General features: G+C 62.8%; 12 protein-coding genes. 3 read left to right on the top strand and 9 right to left on the bottom strand.

Annotated features, from left to right (window positions below):
* The 7 genes from G6034_RS15035 to G6034_RS15005 form a co-directional block, all read right to left on the bottom strand.
* Positions 1–1,464, bottom strand: coding sequence for a sugar ABC transporter ATP-binding protein (locus G6034_RS15035; protein WP_343038085.1), 1,464 nt, complete (start codon positions 1,462–1,464; stop codon positions 1–3).
* Between the two features lie 185 nt (positions 1,465–1,649).
* Positions 1,650–2,675 (bottom strand): sugar ABC transporter substrate-binding protein, encoded by a 1,026-nt coding sequence (locus G6034_RS15030; protein WP_343038084.1) that lies wholly within the window; start codon positions 2,673–2,675, stop codon positions 1,650–1,652.
* Positions 2,676–2,699: 24 nt separating this feature from the next.
* The gene (locus G6034_RS15025; protein ID WP_176635923.1) at positions 2,700–4,373 is read right to left on the bottom strand and encodes a hydantoinase B/oxoprolinase family protein; all 1,674 of its coding nucleotides are present in this window, start codon (positions 4,371–4,373) and stop codon (positions 2,700–2,702) included.
* A gap of 8 nt (positions 4,374–4,381) precedes the next feature.
* On the bottom strand, positions 4,382–6,433 hold the full coding sequence (locus tag G6034_RS15020) for a hydantoinase/oxoprolinase family protein (protein WP_176635922.1): 2,052 nt from the start codon (positions 6,431–6,433) through the stop codon (positions 4,382–4,384).
* A gap of 416 nt (positions 6,434–6,849) precedes the next feature.
* On the bottom strand, positions 6,850–7,365 hold the full coding sequence (locus G6034_RS15015) for a hypothetical protein (RefSeq protein WP_176635921.1): 516 nt from the start codon (positions 7,363–7,365) through the stop codon (positions 6,850–6,852).
* Between the two features lie 29 nt (positions 7,366–7,394).
* The gene (mobF, locus tag G6034_RS15010) at positions 7,395–10,931 is read right to left on the bottom strand and encodes a MobF family relaxase (RefSeq protein ID WP_176635920.1); all 3,537 of its coding nucleotides are present in this window, start codon (positions 10,929–10,931) and stop codon (positions 7,395–7,397) included.
* 8 nt (positions 10,932–10,939) lie between these two features.
* Positions 10,940–11,356 carry a hypothetical protein gene (locus G6034_RS15005; protein ID WP_176635919.1) on the bottom strand — a complete coding sequence of 139 codons (417 nt, stop codon included), beginning with the start codon at positions 11,354–11,356 and terminating at the stop codon, positions 10,940–10,942.
* Positions 11,357–11,908: 552 nt separating this feature from the next.
* Here G6034_RS15005 and G6034_RS15000 point away from each other — a divergent pair.
* Together G6034_RS15000 and G6034_RS14995 are read left to right on the top strand one after the other, a co-directional pair.
* Positions 11,909–12,094: a hypothetical protein gene (locus tag G6034_RS15000; protein WP_218063952.1), complete on the top strand. Its 186-nt coding sequence runs from the start codon at positions 11,909–11,911 to the stop codon at positions 12,092–12,094.
* Between the two features lie 6 nt (positions 12,095–12,100).
* A complete protein-coding gene (locus tag G6034_RS14995; RefSeq protein ID WP_176635917.1) occupies positions 12,101–15,331 on the top strand; it encodes a DNA polymerase III subunit alpha in 3,231 nt (1,076 codons plus the stop codon).
* 107 nt (positions 15,332–15,438) lie between these two features.
* On the opposite strand, the gene nrdH is transcribed toward G6034_RS14995, so the two are convergent.
* Together nrdH and G6034_RS14985 are read right to left on the bottom strand one after the other, a co-directional pair.
* Positions 15,439–15,675, bottom strand: a complete 237-nt coding sequence (nrdH, locus tag G6034_RS14990) for a glutaredoxin-like protein NrdH (protein WP_176635916.1) — start codon at positions 15,673–15,675, stop codon at positions 15,439–15,441.
* 49 nt (positions 15,676–15,724) lie between these two features.
* Positions 15,725–16,747, bottom strand: a complete 1,023-nt coding sequence (locus G6034_RS14985; RefSeq protein WP_176635915.1) for a DUF4192 domain-containing protein — start codon at positions 16,745–16,747, stop codon at positions 15,725–15,727.
* A gap of 762 nt (positions 16,748–17,509) precedes the next feature.
* Here G6034_RS14985 and drmD point away from each other — a divergent pair.
* Positions 17,510–20,677, top strand: coding sequence for a DISARM system SNF2-like helicase DrmD (gene drmD / locus G6034_RS14980; protein ID WP_176635914.1), 3,168 nt, complete (start codon positions 17,510–17,512; stop codon positions 20,675–20,677).
* Positions 20,678–20,680: the final 3 nt, after the last annotated feature.

The following is a 20,680-nucleotide window of genomic DNA, read 5'->3' as shown; positions in this document are numbered from 1 at the left end:
CTATTTCAGAAATGCGGAGGCCATGACGTCGTCGCGGGAGGCATTCCGGTCGAATTCGGCCACTATGCGTCCCCTCCGCATCACGTTGACTCGGTGGGAGAGGCCAATTACTTCCTCAAGTTCGGAACTGACGACGACGACAGCCGTACCTTTGGCTGCCAATTCGATGATCATGCTGTGGATACGGGATTTTGCCGCAACATCGACTCCGCGGGTGGGTTCGTCGACGAGCAGTACCTCCGGAGGCGCGAGCAGCCATTTGGCGAACAGGGCCTTTTGCTGATTCCCGCCGGACAACGCGGCAATGGGTGAGCCTGCCCGAACTCCCCGCAAGTCGACAGCGATGCTTATATCTGCGACCGCCCGGTTCTCGGCGACACCGCGCACAAAGCCGGCCGCCGACCGGATTCCCAATGTTGCCAAGGCGATATTTTCCACCACTGACCGCGACATGACCAGGCCTTGGTCCTTCCGGGATTCCGGGACGAGGGCGATGCCCGCTTTGATGGCGTCGCGAATGGAATTGGGTTGGACGCGTTGACCATTGATCGCCACGCTGCCCGCGCTCACCTTGTCGGCCCCAAACAAAGCAAGTAGTGTTTCGCTACGTCCGCTGCCAACGAGCCCGGCCAAGCCGAGAATTTCGCCCCGCCGCACGACGATCGATATGTCCTGGACGGAGTTGCTGCAAATACCTCTTGCTTCCAGCACAGTGACAGCTCCCGGTCGAACCGGAGGGATATCGGGCATTAGGAAGTCCACCTCACGCCCGACCATCAGCGACACGAGCGATTCGGGGGTGTGGCCGCTCGCATCGGCCGTGGAGATATGGTGGCCGTCGCGCAAGATGGTGACCCGGTCGCAAATATCCAGGACCTCCTCCAGATAGTGGGAAACCAAGATGATTGTCGTACCGGCCGCGGATAGGCGGCGGATGACCCGCAACAGGTTGGCCTTTTCCATCTCGTTCAAAACCGCCGTCGGCTCGTCCATGCAGAGGATGGTTGCGCCGCGCGCCAACGCCTTGAGGATTTCCACTTGCTGGGCTTGGCCTATGGACAACCGGGAAACCACCATGTCGGGATCCAGCTCGAAGCCGGTTTCTCGAATCAAGGCGGTGAAGTGTTCCCTGTCGCGTCGTCCCTTGACCAGTCCGGCCGTATTGGCCCAACGTCCCAAAAAGACGTTCTCCAGCACTGTCCGGTTGGGGATGAGGGAGAGTTCCTGGGAGATCAACGAGATTCCATGCGCGATCGAGTCCCGGGGAGATGAGATCTTGATCGGCATCCCGTTCAGACGAAGGGTGCCCGAGTCCGCCATCACCGCGCCACCAATGATCTTCAATAGTGTGCTTTTGCCTGCTCCATTTTCGCCCAGGATCCCGTGGATCTCTCCTTCTGCGATCTTCAGGCTGATGTCGCTGAGGACGGGGATGCCCGCGTATCGCTTTCCGGTTCCAGTCACGGAGATTCCCCGGATTGGGTCCATGTCCTCACCAGATCTTTCACCAACGTCTACCATCAACGAATTCATAGCTTTGCCGACCTCTGTAAATGAACTTGAATTTTGTGTTGTTTGCGATTTCGGTTGCCTGGACCACCAGCGTCCACCGGACCAGGCAACCGCTCACGCTTATTGTTCGAGACAGGTCAGTCGTTGTATGCGGAAACGAAGTTGGACTTTTCCAAGGCTTCCTTGGTGCCGATCCCGTTGTTGGGTGCCAAGGCAGCTTCATTGATGGCCGTCTCGACCTTTTTTCCCCTGGCTTGTGCCAGGCCCAGCTCCGTGGCTTTTTCCCCGTCCTTGACGGTGTCATTGATGTATATGGAGAACCATTTTCCGGACTTGACGGCCTCCACATCGGATTTCGACGAGCCGTTTCCGATGAACTTAATGTCAGTTTGGCCTGCCGCCTGCGCTGCGCCGGTGATGGCCTGGGATGACCCGATCACAACGTTCAGTTTCGGATTCGCCTGGGACACGTCCTGGAACGCCTTTCGGCCTTGGTCAGCCGTATAACCGCCTTCGACACTGGCCACGAGTTTGATCCGCGGGTCGGTGGCGAGTTCGGCCTTGACGGCGTCTGTTCTGGCATTGTCCAGCGGAAGGGACTTGAACCCCTCAAGATAGGCGACCTGGCAGGTGTCCCCGGCGACGGTGCCGCACGCCTGCTTCGCCATTTCCCCAAGGGCCTTGCCGTTGCTGGTCGGCAAGTCCACAATACTGATGGTGCCGGGGATCTGAGGTTCGATTGTGTCGAACTTCGTCCCAACGATGGAAAATTCAGTCACCACGGTGATGCCGGCCTTGACCGCCTGAGTCAGTGGGGCAATCAGCGCCTGGTTGTCGTTTGCCTGGACCACCATGACATCGAACTGGTGCGAGGTGACGGCATCCTGGATCTGCTGTACCTGCTTCTGGGCATCAAAATTTGAGTCGACGAACGTGGCGTGGGCGTTGTTTGCCTTGGCGGCCTGCTGAACGCCAACAAACACTCCTTGAGCAAAAGCATTCGACTTGGCGAATCCGAAATAGCCAACTGCCAGTGTTTTGGCCGGGTCGACGGCGACATTGGCCGCCGGGTTAGCCGATGGGGCCGGCGGCGAGCAGGCCGCCATCAACAAGCTGATGCCAAGAACGGCGGCGGCAAGGGCGGGACGCGTAATTTTCTTCACGGTGGGGCCTTTCAGGGTGGGAGGTTAGTAGCCGTAGTGTGACTTGGCGAAATCTTTTGTGATGTAGCCGTTGGTAATGTCGTCGTCGATGTCCGCACGCGACCGCTTGGCCACGTCGCCGAAGCCGCCGCCTCCCCCCACTGCTAGTCGGACAATGTCACCCGCTTTTACTTTTCGGGCATTGGCTTTCAAGGTATGAATCTCATCGGTGCGGCCAGGGTTGATGACAACCTCCGGCCCCCGGGCACCTGATCCGCCAAAAAGGCCCCACGCTGGTGTCTTGGAGCGCTCAAACCAAAGGCCCACCGAACAATCGGCGAGGAACTCGTACTCACGCACCACACCGTTGCCTCCGCGCCATTGTCCGGGACCGCCGGAGTTGGGCCGGATGGAATACTCGTTGATCCGGAACGGGTAGCGGGTTTCCAACATCTCAATTGGAAGGTCTTTCAGGGAACCGTTGACGTTGTTGATCATGGCGGATTCGCCGTCGCTGTTCTGCCAGGCGCCCCAGCCGCCTACGGTACCCTCCATGGTCACAAAGTTCCGGCCAAATCGAGGGTCGAAGCCTGCCGTCGTGATGATCATGGAGTCGCCGTGGCTGGCACTGGCGACTTGCTCTGGCATGGCCACTGCCATCGCCTTGGACACCAAGTCGATTAGGAGACCCAAATGGGAGAAATACCACTGACAGGGGGCGGGCGCCACTGCGCCCAAGACCGATCCTTCCCGGACTTGCGTGGTCATCGGGCGGAAGGACCCACCATTCGAATTGGAATGGGGACTGACTAGCAGTTTGTAGCCGACACGAAGGGCGGAGACTGCCTGAGCAATCCCACAGTTCACCGGGCCGACTGTCTGGTCCGCGGATTCTCTGACATCGAAGTCAATCGTGTCTCCAGCCACGGTGATCGTCAACCTGATCGGGATGGGAGTGTCCAAATTGATTCCGTCGTTGTCCAGCACCCCTTCGGCCGCATAAACGCCATCGGCAATTCCGAGTACCGTTTCGCGTTCGATCACTTCCGTCTGCCGAAAAATCTCGTCACGGGCGGCGTTGAGCTGGTCCAAACTGAACCGGGCCACCAGCTCCGTCATGCGGGTCTTGCCCATGCGCAGCGCCGCAATCATGGCGTGCATGTCACCGATGGTCTGGTACGGGAAACGCACGTTGGTGCGGATCAGGTCGACCACCGATGTCTCGACGCCAGCCTCAACCAGTTTCACCGGTCCCATTCGGAAGCCTTCCTGGAAGATGTCGATCGAGTCCATTGAACCGCCGACATCTTTGGAGCCCATGTCCATCCAGTGGGCGCGGGTCGCTGCGAAACCGATAACGTCGCCCGCCTCGAAGACGGGGGCAAATATGGTCACGTCGTTCAGGTGCGTCCCGCCCAGGTAGGAATCGTTCAGTACCCAAATGTCGCCGTCGGCCCATACCCCACGGCCGTATTTCTCCTCGACTGCGAGCGAGCAAGTCTCCAGATTTCCCAGGAACAAGGGTAATCCGGCGGATTGGCCCAGCACCCGGTGCTCCGAATCCATCAGGGCCACCACACAATCCCCGCCTTCATAAATGATGGGCGAGTAGGCGGAGCGGATAAGCGTTGCGTTCATGTCATCAGCGGCACTGGTTAGTGCGTTGCGAATAATTTCCACAGTGACGGGGTCCAGTGTTCTGATAGCCTCAGTTGTCATTTCATTCCTCAGTTCTCTAGTGCATCGTCGTTGCGGATTACAAGCGAACCGAATTCGTCAACAACAACGTTGAAGCCCGGGGGCACCACGGTCGTTGCGGTTTCCTCGACGATGATGGCAGGGCCACTGAAGACGTGGCCGGCTGCCAAATCGTGGCGCCGGACAATGATTGTCTGGTGATTGGCGTGGTCAAAGACGACGGAACGGATTTCATGTTTGAACTCGGTACTTTGTGCCATTTCAAAGCGCGGAGCGACCAGGTTGCCCAGGTCCCCTTCCGCCTGCGTTCGCAGGGTAACGACCTCGATGGGGGCGCCCAGGTTGGAATGGCCGTAGCGTTCCATGTACATCACCGAGAATCGGACGCCCAGGTCCTCCAAGAAGTTCTCTGACGCCGGTTCTTCCGCCGACAACAGCGGAACATTCAGGGTGAATTCTTGGGACTCGTAGCGGACGTCCACGGAGGCAACCGTTCTCCGGCTCTCCGGGGGGACACCCTCCGAGACCAGCGACTCCAGCCCCTCCAGCTCCATGTCGCGCAGAACACCGGCCATGTCGGCGACATCGATATCCTGATCGAGGAAGAAGTATGGTTCGGAGAAGTCCTTGCGGATGTTGGTCTGCAGCATGCCCCAAGCCGAGAAGGCGCCTGGGAAGCGGGGAACAACGGTTTCCGGGATGCCCAGTTCCTTGGCCAGAAAAACCGCGTGCATGGGGCCGGCACCGCCGAACGCCACCAGGGAGAAATCTCGGGGCTCAATGCCACGAGAAATGGTGATAGTCCGGATGGCCTGTGCCATCTGGGAATTGGCTACATCGCAAATACCTTCCGCCATGGCTATGGGGTCCAGGCCGAGCTGGTCACCCACCGTGCGCAGGGCCTGAAGTGCAGCGCTACGGTCCAGGGAGACCTGGCCGCCGGCAAACCAGCCAGGATCGACACGTCCCAATACCAGGTTCGCGTCCGTCACCGTTGGCTCGGTTCCGCCGCGGCCGTAGCAGGCAGGCCCTGGGTTCGCACCGGCCGACCGGGGGCCGACTCGTAAGCCCCCGGCCTCAAGCCAGGCCACGGACCCGCCTCCAGCCCCGACGGTGTGGATATTGACGACGCTCATCAGCATTGGCAGACCTTCGAGCACGGCCTCGGTCGCGACGTCGGGTTTGCCGTCAACCACCAGCGATACATCGAATGACGTGCCGCCCATGTCAACGCCGATCAGGTTCGCCCTGCCGGACACCTCCGACAATTCCACGCCGCCCATTGCGCCACCGACAGGCCCCGACAACAGAGTCTGCAGCGGCCGCTTGCGGGCTGACTCCGCGGTGAGCACCCCGCCGGAGGACTGCATGATGTGCAGCGGTGCCTCGACCCCGCGCTGGTCGAGCTTCTGCTCGAGATCGTAGAGGTAATTTCGGACAACCGGACCTGTGTACGCTTCGACCACTGCGGAGGAAGTGCGTTCGTATTCGCGCCATTCCTTGGCGGCCTCGTGGGAGAGTGAGACGGTGAAGTCGTCGCCCAGCTCTTCGAACAGGATCTCGCGGGCCCGCAGTTCGTGGGCCGGGTTCTTGTAGCTGAACAGGAACGCAACAGCGACGGCGCCGTAGCCTTCTTCGGCCGCCCGGCGTCCCGCCCGGCGCAGACCCACTTCATCCAGAGCCCGAATTTCACGACCCTGGTCATCCAGTCGTCCCCCGATTCCGACCACGTCCTTGCGTTCGGTGAGCGGTTTCGGCTTGCGGTACTGGGCGTTGTAAAGTTCCGTGCGTGGTCCGCGGGCAATGTGGTAAGTGTCCTCAATGCCGGCCGTGGCGAGCAACAGCACCGGCACGCCGCGACGTTCGAGGAATGCGTTCAATCCCTGCGTCGTTCCATGCACGAGGAAATCAATGTCAGACAGATCCGGGACTATTGACTCCAAGCCGGCAATCACGCCGACGCTAAGATTGCCCGGCGTGGTTGATGCCTTCGCTGCCGTGTAGGAACCATTTTGTTGGTCGTACGCGACAATATCCGTGAACGTTCCGCCGATGTCCATCGACACCCTATAACGTGTCATCCGTATCTCCTTGTTGCTCGCTGGGGAAGCTGTGTTGGAGATCACGTTACAATTTGGGGGTACGAATGGACTGGGCAATTCGCACTGCCTGAGCACCACAAGAAGTGCACTTCGCATTTTATGGTTTTGTCGGGCGTTTCGGTACTCAGGAAGTTAAGAGCCAATGAAGAGCAACTTCCTACAACGAAAGTTGGGGGCAGCTCCGCCTCCCGTGACTGTCTTTATCGACAAGCCATAAAATGTGATGCAGGATCGTGCTTGGCATGGCAGCGTGTTGCCGCGGTCCGCCGCAGCAATGTCAGTAACTAGACATCCTTGCGATTCAGCCAGCTCATTGGCAGCAAGTTCACATGCAACCCACCTGGATGGGATTGCGTTTGAAACGACTCACTGCGGTTGCCGTAGGCCAACTTTGGCTAACTAAAGGACGGGGCAATGGCTACGCAATCTGACTCAGCAATCCGATACGCTGGAGGCCAAGGCTGACCGACGTGGACCTGGTTTGGATCGGGGGTGATGAGCAGTACGGAGCCTGGCCAGTACGTGCCGCCGGCGCCCTCGATCCACGCTTGCTGCCGATAGCCGAATTGGTCCCAGCTGATCGTCACCCACGCGCCCGTTAGTTGTACTTCCTGGACGCTGAGGACGGTGACTTCGGTTGTCGTGGTGCCATTCCGTTTTGCAGCTTCGAGTTCCTGCCACAGCCGTTGCGCGTTCGAGTTCCAACGGCTGGCTCGGCGGACTTTGACGATCCAACGGACCGCCACAACCACAGCTAAGGCAAGAAGTATCGAAGCTATGGTCGTCATCCAGGGCGGCGCCGGCCAGTTCGCGATGGTCGCTGGCACCATGTACAGCGTGCACAGGCCTACCAGGACGCTCCACACCAGGAGGGGCGTTGAGGCTACTGCCGGTTTGATCATAGGGTTCATGACCGCCTCGCTTCCTTTCGAGATTCAGTCTAGAGCGAGGGTCCGACGGCGGTAAGTGGCTTGTGCACAACCGGTACCGGCAGCGTGGGTTGATCCCTCCCCGGAGCGCCAGCGTTTACGTGCAGCACGAACTCGATTTGCCTCTGAAGCCCGGCACGTTCTTGTGTCTGTTCCCATTCATAGTTGGACGGAACCGGTCCGAGTGGGTCGACGTAGGTTTCGATGTCCCAGCGATCGCGGTATGCGGCGACATCGCTGATGACGGCGGCCCAGTGATCAGCGGGGATCGTGGCTCCCATTGTGGCTTGCAGTCGTTGTACCCAAGCGGGTCTGTCCATCAGGGCCATCCTGGCCACGAGGGCCCGGCGGTTGATCGTGCGGGTCCGCACCTGATCCAACATGTCCTGGAGGTCTGGCCTCTCTGTGAACAGTTGCTCGTTCAGGGTTCCCAGCGGCTCACAGACGCCGTCGCCTGTAACCCGGCGCAACCGCGCGTGGATGACGGCCATGTGGTCCTGGGCGTCGCCCGGGGGTCGTAGCGCGCCATCCAAGACCCGCTGCGCGGCTGCGGGATTGATGGCATGGGCGTGGCGCCAGACAGCCACCCCGGCACCCCAGGAGGGGGACTCATGGAGGTGGGTGACGACGTCGGGCATCAGCTTAGCGATGACCGAGGTGAGGTGTTCAGCGGCGGCCAGTTGGGCAAGGTAATCGTATTCGGCGGCGAGACGCTGAAGCGTGTCTGCCTTGGCGGATTCAGACTCGCGGACTTCGTGGGCGGTGCGCTCGGCTCCTTCGGCGGCCAGGACTTCACCGAGGATTTGGCGCCAGCTCGAGGATGCGACGGGCACATGAGGTTCGTCGAGAGCGAGGTTGGACTCACAGACGTAGACAGTGTTGCTGTTGCGGCCGCGGGTCATGCCGACGTAAAAGAGCTCGCGGGTGAGGCAGCCTTGCGTGAGAACGATGTGGCTGGTGTCCACGGTGATGCCCTGGGAACGGTGTGCGGTGGTTGCATAGCCCAGCTCGGCAGAAGTACTGAGATAGACGGCGTCGAGGGTGATGGTGGCGCCAGTGTCCACGCGGCGGGCCGTGATGGTCCCGTCTCTGTGCGGTCGCTTGGCGATTCGCAGCAGGGTGCCGTTGCGCAGGTAGTCGCCATTGCTGTCGGTCAGTTTGCGGTTGTTCTTGCGGGCGATGATGATGTCGCCGCGGCCGGCGGTCAGGCCATCGGCGAGGGCGACGGTGTGCTCGGCATCGACGATTCCCGATTCAACCACGGCGGCGTGCGCCCGCTCGTTCAGGGTGGTCACGGTGTCGTTGTCGGGGGCGATGAGGATGGATGATTTGCCGTCGCGTTGCTCGCCTGCCCATGCCGCGTAGGCATTCTCGACCACGTCCGTAAAGTCACCGTGTTGGATGCGGCCGTGGGCGGCGTACAGGTTGACGGCGTCGATGTTGCCTTCGCGAAGCTGCAAAGACGCCGGACCCTCCCAATCGTGGGTGAAGCGGTGGATGCTGGTCAGCTCGACGGCCTTGCCGTCTCGGTGCAGCCAGCCAAGCATGCCGCCGGCGTCGATGGCGTCGAGCTGGGCTGGATCGACGACGAGCAGGAGTTTGGCTCCCACGTCCCGGGCTTGGTGGACCAGACCGGCGAGCTGGATGGTCGAGACCATGGATGCCTCATCGACGATGATGAGCTGGTTCTTTTTGAACTGCCACAGGGACTGCTGGAGGGACAGGCGGGCAAGCTGCGTTGTCACAGCGCCGTGCTTGCCTCGCGGGGTCGACTCCAGTGCACGGAAGCGGTCGGCCCTGTTGTTGGCCCCCTGTCCGAGACTTTCGTAGAGCCATTTGGCGATGTTCTCGGCAGTGATGCCGAGTTCCCTCGCGAGGACTCCGGCGCTGGCCGCCGCAGGCGCAAGTCCGACGACGCTGCCCGCACCATGTGCCTCTTCCCAGACGGCCTTGATGGCCGCCATGGTGGTGGTCTTGCCCGACCCGGCAGGGCCGACGATGGCGTCGAGTCTGTTGCCACTTGTGAGGACGGCAAGTGCCGCTGCGAGCTGGTCCGCTGTGAGCTGGTAGCCGGCCCGGTGTCGGTAGGTGGTGAGTTGGGCGGAAGTCTCAGCTGAACGCGCGGCTGGCCCGCCGCCGTCGTGCCTTGCCTGCATGATGAGTTGTTCGTTGGCGAGTGTGCTGGCGTCGGTGTAGAGGCGTGCGCCGGGGAAGTCGAAGGCGCTGTTCCCGGCGTAGGCGAGATCCTCGGCGGCGTTGACGGGGAGCCGGTAGCGGTCGGCGCTCAGCGGAACGGATTGGGATTCCGCGGCGGCGGTAACGGCGTCGATGATGAAGCGGCGGTCGGCGGAGGAGTGGCAGCGGATGTCGGCGCAGGTGCGGTCAGCCTCTGCCAGGAGGTTCCAGCGGTTCCAAGTGGCCCTGCGCCGGGCGACGCCGTCGCGAGTCAGGGCGGCGGCGGAATCAACCCATGCGGGCGAGAGATCCGAGGCACGGACGGGTCGTTGCCGGGAGCGGTGGATGGTGCGTTCGACGACGGTTCCCGGGTTCTGCCCTGCGGCACGTGCCCGATCTCGCCAGCTGACCCGCAACTCATCGAGCGGTGTGGGGGATTCATCCTTGGCCTGGCGTGTGGACAGTGTGGCGATCTGACGCAGCTTGATAATCGTTGTGGCAGTCGGCTTCTTGCCGTGCTCGTAGGTCCAGTTTTGGGTGAGCCTGTCGGTTTCCGCGCCGATGAGCCGACTGCGGTTGGAGAATTCCATAATGAGCGCGGTGTCGACGCCGCTAAGTTCGTGGCTGGGGTTTCGTTGTACCGCGGTGGGGGAGCGGAAATCTGCCTCGGTGCCGAGGCTACGGCGTAGTTCGTCGAAGAGGAGCCCGTTGTAATGCTCGCTGGCGGCGACGACAGCCTTGAACAAGGCCCGTGAGTCGATGGTTGCCCAGGCGTCGTCGCTGCGGCGCTGAACCCGGTTGGCGATGACCAAGTGCGTATGGAGTTGAGGATCGCCAGCGCGGGACTCCCAATGGTCAAACGCGGCGGCAATCGCTCCCTTCGTGCCGACGTGGGCGACGCCATTGCGTCCAGTTCGTGTATGGATCGCTTCCTGCTCAAGCCAGGCAAGGACGGTGCTGACGGCTCGATGGTGGGCATCAAGGATTTGTTGCCGGACATCGTTGTCGGCCACGGCCCAGAGGACGGAGACTGATTTCGGGACACTAAAAGTCAGGTCGAAGCCGGCGACGGCGTCGCGTTGTTGCCTCTCGCCGCTGCGGGAAGCAACGGTGGTCTGGCTGTGGGGCCGTCCGAGGATCGCCTGCGTGTCGGGATCCTGGGCGAGGGAGAAGACAGCTTTGGCCTCTGCGGCCGTGACCGGCTGCAGTTGTTGGCGGTCTATGCCGGTAAGTGCTTGGCCGAGCCAGCGTCCCTGAGGAGTGCCAGCCTTGGCATAGTAGCTGGTGGCGTCGTTGATGGGCTTGATGAGGTCGGCTTGCATGGTGGTCTTAAGCAGGTATTTCAGTCCGGCGCCGGCGGTCAGCCGCGCCATGGAGACTGTCATTGTTCGGGCACGAGGGTGTTGGTTCGCCAGCCGCGGCGTTGGAAGATCTCCTTCGTGGCTTTGTCGAGCGGGAGACCAAGCCGCGAGGATAGCTCAAACAGTCTGCCGGCGATCTGCATCAGTTCCTGGTAGTCGGCATGCTGGCCGTGGAAAAGCCGGGCGTTCTCCAGCTGTAGCTCGGTGATCTGGGCCTTCAATTCCGGCATCTCGCAAGCAATGTCGACGTTGATGCTGGCAAGGTCCCGCAAACGGGTACGAAGCTTGTCGAGTTCTTGCTCGTGCCAGTTGGTCTGGACCTCCAGTTGCTTTCGCGCTGTGTGCCTAGCCTCGGCCAGCTGCCGCTGGCATTTAGCGGTGGCGGCTTCTAACTGAACCCGGTTTTCGGTGACGGCGGCGGCCAGCTGAGTCTTCAACCGGTGTGACGTCTGCGTGTGTCTCCGGTCCTGCCACGCCGCGTCCCGATGACGGCGTGAACATGAGGGGGAACAATACTGTTGGGACATGCGCCTCGGTTCAAAGGCGGTTCCACATTGCCTGCAATTTTTGGTATTCATACCAGTTCATGGGGCCAGCCAGGCTCGACGACGTGAGTGAACGACGTGTCCGAAATCGACGCCCGAACCTTGGATGCCAGACGTGTGAAGGATTTTCTGGTTGCGGCAGCGGGGTGGGGGTGAAGTGGCAGTGGGGGCTGGCTTTGGGTTGGCGTCAGGCGATGGTTGCGGGGGTGGCGGTAGTGCTGGGAGGGCTGTGGTGGCAGGGGCCTAGTTTTTGGCTCGGTGGGGTGGTCGGCTGAAGATGTCAGTGGCGCATTCTATTGTCGAACACGTATTCTATTAACGAAGTTGTGTGTAGAGGTGCGTTCGATGGTGGTTGGTGAACGTGTGGACGTGTGGACGACGCCGGCGGGGAGTCCGTTGGGGTTTGCGTGGCGGTCGGGACGGTACCGGATGACGGAGCTGCCGATGCGGTTCTTCACGCGCCGTCCCTGGTGGACTGAACAGGAACGGGTCAACAAGGGCATTGGCGCCCAGGTTCTCGAGACCGAGGTGTGGCGCCTGACAGCCACGCGGCACGGCCGTTCGGCGGAGCGCGTGTTTGAGCTGACCCGCGAGGATTCCGGGTGGCGCCTCGCCAGGATCCTTGGCTGACCACAGATGTTCAATCACTTGCATGTTGCCTCCGCCTTCTCCGCCCACTACGGGGTGGACTGGCCCGACACGCTGGCCGCCGCTGCCAGGGATGGCGGCGCCGATGCCTTGGCCATCACCGACCGTGATGGCCTGTACGGGGTGCCCAAGCACATTGCGGCCTGCCGGCGCGCGGGGATTGACGCGATCCTTGGCGTGGAACTTGCCACCTTGGACCGCGACGGCGGGGTGACCGGCCGGGTTGTGGTCCTGGCCCACGGGCACAACGAGGGGGCGGGGTATGCGGCGTTGTGCCGGCTGGTGTCGACAGCGCACACCCGGTCGCCGGTCGGGGTGAGCCCGGAAGAGATTGCCGGCCATCTGCTGGCCGGGTCCGGGCCGGTCGGGACCATGTTGCTGGGGCCGCTCTCGGATGTCGGACGGCGGGTCGGGGCACGCCGCGAGGGCCTGCCCTTGCTGCGTGCCTGGCAGACCGTGCTGCCGGCCGAGGCGCTGCATGTTGAGGTGGTGTCGCATCTTTCCGAGCCCGGGCAGCCGCTCAGCCACCCGCACGCCATTCGCATGCTCCGCCTGGCCGCCCGGTCCGGGACCACGCCCGTGCTGACGAACATGGTCCGGTATGCCGAGCCTGATGGGGCGGTCACCGCGGATGTCCTTGACGCGGCACGGGCACTGGCCTGCCTGGATGAGGTGGGCGTGCAGCCGACAGCCCAAGGGTGGCTCAAACCGGTAGCGGCCATGAAGGCGCTGGCCTCGGAAATTGCGGTGTTGGGCCAGTTCGGGGCGGGGGCGGCCAGGACGCTCCTTGCGCAGACCAAGGCGCTGGCGGACAGGTGCCGGATCGATCCGGTCACCGATACCGGCTGGGGAGTTCCCGTCATGCCGGAGGCCTCCATCATCGGCATCACCGGCGACCCCCTGGCCGAGCTCTGGGAACGCGCCCAGGCGGGCGTGGGACGCCGGTATCCGGGAGTCAGCCTCGCATCCCGGGCGGCTGTGGAGGAGCGGTTGCGGGCGGAGATGGGAACCATCGCCGAGCTCGGTTTCTCATCCTATTTTCTGACGGTGGCGGAGGTGACCCGGCTGATTCGGGAGATGGGGATTCGTTCCGCCGCCCGCGGCTCCGGGGCCGGGTCCCTGGTCAACTATGCCCTGGGGATCTCCCAGGTCGACCCCATCCGGCACGAGCTGTTGTTCGAGCGGTTCCTGAGCACCGAGCGGCAGACCCTGCCGGATGTTGACATTGATGTGGAGTCGGCGAGGCGGCATGAAATCTACCACCGCATTTTCGAGCGCTTCGGCCCGGAACGGGTCACGTTGATGTCGATGCAGGCCGGGTATCGGGCCCGTGGCGCGGCCCGGGACGCTGGCATGGCGCTGGGCATGGCGCCGGGGGACATTGACGGGATCGCCAAAGGTTTGTGGAGGTTTTCCGCGAGCGAGTTCCGGGAAGCGTTGGATGAAAAGCCGGAACTGCGCGACCTGGCCGGCCGGGTCGAGGGGAACCGGCAGCTGGATCTTCTGGTGGACATCACCGAGCGCCTCGACCGGCTCCCACGCCACATCTCCATGCACCCCTGCGGCGTCATCCTCAGCAACGCTTCGCTGTTGGATCGCACCCCGGTCCAGCCCTCCGGGATGGGCCTGCCCATGTCCCAGTACGACAAACACGACATGGACCCCATGGGCCTGATCAAGCTGGACGTCCTGGGCGTGCGGATGCAATCCGCCATGGCCTACGCCATCACCGAAATCCGCCGCACCACAGGCAAGGCCATCGACCTGGAGGCTGTGCCGCTGGATGACGGGCCGACCTTTGAGCTGATCCGCTCCACCCAGACGCTGGGGTGTTTTCAGATTGAATCGCCCGGGCAGCGCGAACTCATCGGCAAGCTCCAACCGGCAGTCTTTGACGACCTCATCACCGACATTTCCCTCTTCCGCCCCGGCCCCATGCAGGCCGACATGGTCAAGCCGTTCCTGAACCGGCGCGGCGGCTGGGAAACCGTCGCCCAACTCCACCCCGACCTGGAACCGGTGCTGCGGGGCACCTACGGGATCGTGGTCTTCCACGAACAACTCATGCGCATCCTGGACATCTTCACCGGCTGCGGCCTCGCCTACGCCGACGTCCTCCGGCGGCACCTGAGCAACGACGACAAACTCCCGGCAGTCGAATCCTATTTCCGGGACCGGTCCGCCCAGCGCGGCTACACCCCCGAAGCCATAGAGAAGGTGTGGGGAGTGGTGAAGGGCTTTGGCTCCTTCGGATTCTGCCGCGCCCACGGGGCCGCTTTTGCCGTCCCGACCTACGAGTCGGCATGGCTGAAAACCCACTACCCGGTCCAGTTCCTGGCCGGGCTCTGGACCCATGACCCGGGCATGTATCCCAAACGGCTCCTGGTGGCCGAAGCCCGCCGGCTCGGCATCCCCATCCTGCCCTTGGACGTCAACACCTCCACGGACGAGTACGTCGTGGAACCGGCAGGCGCTGGCGGCCTGGGGATCCGCATGTCCCTGGCGGACGTGAAAGGCATCCAGGCCAAGGAAGTCGAACGCATCATCGGCCAGCGCCCCTTCGATTCCCTGGCCGACCTCAAACAACGCGCCCGACTCCGGGTCTCCACGATTGAGAGCCTGGCCCTGGTCGGTGCCCTCGACTCCCTCTACACCGGAAACCACCACCGGAGCCGGCGCGACCTGGCCGCCTGGAACCAGGCAACCCGCCACAGCAAACGCGCCCACGTGATCCCCGGCCAACTCGCCCTGCCCCTGCCCGCCATCGACGCCGCCACCATGACCGCCCGCGAGCCGGACATGACCGCCACCGATGTCACCCGGGCGGAGCTGGACATCCTCTCCCTCGACGTCACCCACCACCTCATGGACTCCCACCAACCCCTCCTGGACAAGCTCCGGGTCACCAAGGCCAAAGACCTCCTTGGCCTGCGCAACGGCACCTTCGTCCGCGTCGCCGGAGTCAGGGTCGCCACCCAGACCCCGCCCATGCACGGAGGCAAACGCGTCGTGTTCATCAGCATCGACGACGGCACCGGCTGCATCGACGCGACCTTCTTCGCCGACGCCCAGGAAAACGTCGCCCCGCCCATCCTCTTCAACACCCGCCTGCTACTGATCGAGGGCACCACCCGCCGCACCGGCCCGCGCGGCATGTCCCTCCAAGCCACCAACGCCACAGACCTCACAGAGATTTCACTGGCTGCACGCGATGGATGAAAACAAGGTTGAAGCCAATAGAGCAGGCGCAATCCGCTGCCTTTTTCACATGCAGGGGAGTGCCTCATGAGGGTTTCATGCGGCACGGGATCTCCTGTTGCGGGTGGTTATTGGATGGCGAGCCGGAGCCGTTCGATCTCGGTGGGCTTGAATCCTGACCAGTGGTGGTGCTCGGTCACCACGACGACGGGCGCCTGGGAGTAGCCGAGGTCCTGGACATACTCGAGCGCGGCATCGTTGGTGGTCAGGTCGACGACGGCATAGGGGATGCCGGCCTTCTCCAGGCTGCGGCAGGTGAACTTGCATTGCTGGCAGCCCGGCTTGCTGTAAACGGTAATGTCCATTGCTATCGCCTGGATTCGAATCAGTTCGTTGCGGATCCCGTGGCCGGGGTCAGCGGTTCCGGTAACAGGTCTCTTTGCGTTGCGCCCAGCCCGAGACGACGCCGGCGCCAAGCAGCTGGTCGAGCAACTTGGCCAGGTGATAGTCCGGGTCAAACGTCAGGGCAACGTGCATGTAGTTGGCGGCAGTTGTTCCCTTGCCCTTCCACCAGCAGATGTGCCCCAGCATCGTCAACGGTGCGGCCGCATGGGCCGGGGAGGCGATGGTCAGCAGCCGCTTCAGCAGCTTTTCGGCGCTGTCAATCCGGCCCCACTGAGGGGCCTGGTCCGTGGCGCCAAAGAGTGTTGCGTCCATGGGCTCGTTGAGGCCGGGCATGTCGGCCAGGACATGGTCCCTGAGCCCGACATTTTGGAGACCGGCCAGGACCTCGGTGAGTTCGTTATCGGTGGGTTCGGCGCCGCCGTCAAGGAGGTCCATCCACAGCCGGTAGGCGGCGTCCAGGCACTGGGCCGGATTTGCGGCCATGTTGCGCATGGCTGCTTCGACGGCGTCCTGCGTAGCACGGGTGGCCGCCAGCTCCGGGATGGGGAGTGTGTCGTTCTCTTCGATGAGGCTGCCCCGGTAGACCATCTCGGCATTCAGGACGCTGGAATCGAGGGCTTCCAGCGGGACCTCCTTGCCGCAGGAGGCGGGGTCGGCGCCGTCGTACGCGGCAAAGGATGCCGGGCCGACAATCCACACGTGACGGACGTGCAGTCCCGCGGTCTGGAAGTGGCGCTTGAGTCCCTGAATCAGGGGAGCAAATGGCTTTTGGTGTCCCTTGCCCCAGGGCTGGTGGGTGAACAGGGCGATGAGGACGGCGGTGGCGTCGTGGTCGATGCCGAAGTAGTGGGAGACGCGTTCCGTATAGGTTTCGACGTAATCCACGTTTGCGGGGAGGTTCACCCGAAGGGTGGGGCCGAGGGCCTTGCCCTCGAGTGCGACGCAGACGAGGCTTTCCTTGGGCCAGTAGCCTAGGCTGTGTCCCATGTAGCTGATCGCGTCGGCCGGGCTGCTGATTCTGATCGGTTCCATTGTCCTGCTCCTCCTGTGTGAACGGTGGCTGGTTGTTCGCGGCCGCCTGCTCTGTTGGTGCCTTCTGGTAAGAGGAATCACCGCTGGGTGTTAGGGGCCGGAGGGCAACTTGGGCTACCGGGCACGGGGCAAAAATTGTTTCGAGGAAATAAGCGACGAAGGAGCGCCGAGGAAGAATTTTTGGGGGAGTGGCCGGCGCGTAGCGCCCTGGTTGCGTGGAGGACCCGCCCAGCGATGATGGCGTACCAGAAGGCACAACGCGGTTCGGCAGGTGTTCATACAGGTCCATCGACCGATGTGCTCTATTGGGCTGACCAGTGAAGGCCTAACGGCAATTCGGCGGGGACTGCTCAAGTTTGTTTCCACACCCGTTCATGGTGCTGGCCGGGCCCTACTACGTGACTGGCCTAATCAGATCGAGAAGGCGGTCTTTCGATGAGGACATTGCGAGTGACTCGCCGTGATGGCGGCTGTAGGCCTTGGTCAGTGGCAAGGTACTGGGGTTAGAAACGGCGGAATACGACCGGAGGGTAGGGGCGCTGCCGTGATATAGCAGCAGACTCGCCGGGGTTAGCCGCGTCATCCGTTCCGAGTGCCTTCGACACCTTTTAGGCCCGGTTTGTCAATGGACTAAGTTTGACAGTGGAGTGCTATATTTCGTTGGCTCGAATGACATGGGGGAGTGTAAGTGGTTGCGGTTTCTGTTCCTAATGCCAGAGAACTGAACAATACGTCGGAATCGGTCGAAGCGGAGTCGACCCGATGACCGCCCAGCTGGCTGAGATGCCGCGCCTTCCGAAGCCGGGGGACATCGTCGAGGTTCGTGGAGCGAACTGGGCCGTCGCGGACGTCCGTGAGCAGGGTCTCCCGCGTAGCTCGGCCGACGACGGCGTCCCTCAACTCAACCATGTAATCTCACTTCAATCCCTGGCCGAGGATCGGATGGGCGAGGAACTCAACGTCATCTGGGAGCTGGAGGTTGGCCAATCAGTTGCCCCAGATCAGGGTCTTCCAGAGATCATCACCTCGGAAGGATTTGATGACCCGAACCGTCTGGCGGCGTTTGTTGATGCTGTCCGGTGGGGTGCGGTGACCTCGGCGAACGAGGGTGCATTCCAGGCTCCATTCCGCTCAGGAGCGAACGTCGAGGCGTACCAGCTCGAACCGTTGCGTCGAGCTCTGCAAGCCCCCCGAACCAATCTGCTTCTGGCTGACGACGTCGGTTTGGGCAAGACGATCGAGGCGGGTCTGGTCATCCAGGAACTTTTGCTGCGGCACCGTGCCCGCTCGGTCGTGATCGTGTGCCCGCCGAGCCTGTCGCTCAAGTGGCAGGACGAGATGCGTGAGAAGTTCGGTCTGGACTTCGTCATCGTCAACTCAGACGTGATGGCCGAGGTGCGTCGGACGCATGGCCTGAATGCCAATCCCTTCCGACTGTTCCCACGCGTGATCGTGTCGATGGCGTGGTTGCCGGGGCTTCGCGCCCAGAGGCTTATGCGGGACGTCTACTCCGAGGCCGGCAAGGTCAACAGCGCCCGCCGTTACGCATTCGACGTGCTGGTGGTCGACGAGGCCCACCACGTTGCGCCATCGAGCCCGACGTCGCTGGGCGGAGCCCGGGGATACGCGGTGGATTCCCAGCGCACGGCCGCGGTTCGTGAACTGGCAAAGGTATGTGAGCACCGGCTTTTCCTGTCGGCGACACCGCACAACGGGCACTCGGAGTCGTTCACGGCGCTGCTGGAGATGATTGACAACCGCCGCTTCTCCCGCGGCGCCACGGTCGATGCCCAGGCGCTCAAGGAAGTGACGGTTCGTCGGCTCAAGCGGGACATCAAGGAGAAGGGCTTCAAAGCTCGCCAGCTCGAGACGATCCACTTCGCACCTGGCAAGGACGAGCAGGAGGCGTTCGAGACCCTCGACGGCATCTTGGAGGCGAGCGCCCGGGCCAACGGGCAGAAGCGCTCTGGCGACATCGTCTCGATGCTGTTGAAGAAGCGGTTTCTGTCCAGCCCGTACGCGTTCGGATCCACTCTGGCCGGCTACCGCGAGGCCGCCTCGGGGGCCCAGAGGGAATGGGATGACGAGGACGAGTACTACGCCGAGGTGCTCGGTTCAGATCAGTCGGACGAGGAGGAAGGCGGCGCCGAGCACCCGGAGTTCGACACACTGCGCCACTCCAAGGCGACCGACCCGCTCGTGACGGCCACGCCGGAGCAGATCGGACGGCTCGTGGACTGGGGGCTGGGCTACCAGTCCAAGCCGGATTCGCGTTTGAAGGCCCTGATTGAGTGGTTGAACGCGATCTGCAGGCCCGACGGCAAGACATGGACCAACGAGCGCGTGGTGATCTTCACCGAGTACGCCGACACCCTGAACTGGATCGTGGAGAACCTGCGCCAGCGCGGCTACGACGAAACCCGGCTTGCCACGATCGAGGGCTCGATCGGAACCGAGGATCGCGAGCTGACCCGCGCCCGATTCAACGCCGACCCCAGCCGCGAACCCATCCGCGTCTTGGTCGCCACCGACGCCGCGGGAGAGGGAATCGACCTCCAGGCCTACTGCCATCGTCTGGTGAACTTCGACGTCCCGTTCAACCCCTCGCGTCTGGAACAACGCATCGGCCGCATCGACCGATACGGGCAGGCCGAGGTTCCCCAAGTGTTCCAGTTCCTGCCAGACCAGACCGCCGGCACTTACGGGGCGGACATGGACTTCATGCGCCGCATTGCCGAGAAGGTCGCCACGGTCGCCGACGACCTGGGTTCGGTGAACCCGGTGATCGACGCCGACATCCAGAACCACTTCGGCCGGATCAGGGTCACCACGCGGTCCCAGGGGCTCAAGGACGATGACAATGCCATCATCAACAAGGCGATGGCCGGAGACCAGGAGGTCAACCGGGTCCTGACCGAGCTGGCGAACACTTACGACGTGCAGAAGGAGCGCATGCACCTGACGCCGTACAACTCCCGCCGCGTAATCGACACGGCACTCACCCTGACCAACCAGCCCACCTTGGTCGAGGAGGGTTCGCAGGACTACGACGCCGAGGTCTTCCGCGTGCCGATCCTCGGCCGGTCCTGGCAGGATGCCGTCAAAGGCCTGGACACCCGCCTTCAACCGGGCGTGTACCGGCCCATCACCTTCGACGACTCCGTGCTCCAAGGCGGATTCGAGGACGTCGTGCACGTGCACCTCGGGCACGGTCTGATGCAGAAGGCCTCACGCATTCTGCGCGCGTCGCTGTTCAGCGCCGAGTCCTCCATCAACCGGGTGACCGCGGTGGTCGTGCCCGGCATCGAGCAGTCCTGCGTCGCGGCGATCTCCCGCCTTGTGCTTGTCGGGCGGGGCGGGTTGCGCCTGCACGAGGAAGTCTTCGTGACCGGCATCCGTGTCAAGGGGCAGCGACTGGCCGAGTCCAAGGCAGATGCTCTGCTCGAGAAGACTCTCGACACCACGGACCTCACCGTGGCTGACGAACGGATACGTACGCGGCTGGCCCAGGAGTGGAACGCCGACGGTGGGCGGTTGCGCTCCCGTCTGGAGACAGAAATGCGCAACCGCGCGGTCAAGCACCAGGAGTCGGTCACCGCGGACCTGGAGAAGCGCAGGGACGCAGACACCGATCGGGCCCGGCAGATCTTCGCCAATTTCCGCCGCAACCTGCAGGACTCCCTGCGGGATCGGCGGGAGAACCAACAGGAACTCGAGGGAATGCTGTTCGACCTCGACCCCAGGCAGGCTGAGCAGTACAGGCTGGACATCCGGTCGATGGAGAATCGCCTGGCCAATCTCGCCGAGGAAGAAGAACGCGAGATCGCGGCGATCACCGAGCGCTACACCGACATCCGTCCCTTCGTATCAGCTGCTGCCGTGGTGTTCGCGCTGACCGAGCAGGACGCCAAGCAGGGAGAACTGTCATGAGGC

Origin of the sequence: Arthrobacter wenxiniae (assembly GCF_013376105.1) — a bacterium.
Taxonomy (GTDB): domain Bacteria; phylum Actinomycetota; class Actinomycetes; order Actinomycetales; family Micrococcaceae; genus Specibacter; species Specibacter wenxiniae.
The sequence above is the reverse complement of the archived record's forward strand: the minus strand, read 5'-3'. Positions and strand labels throughout refer to the sequence as shown.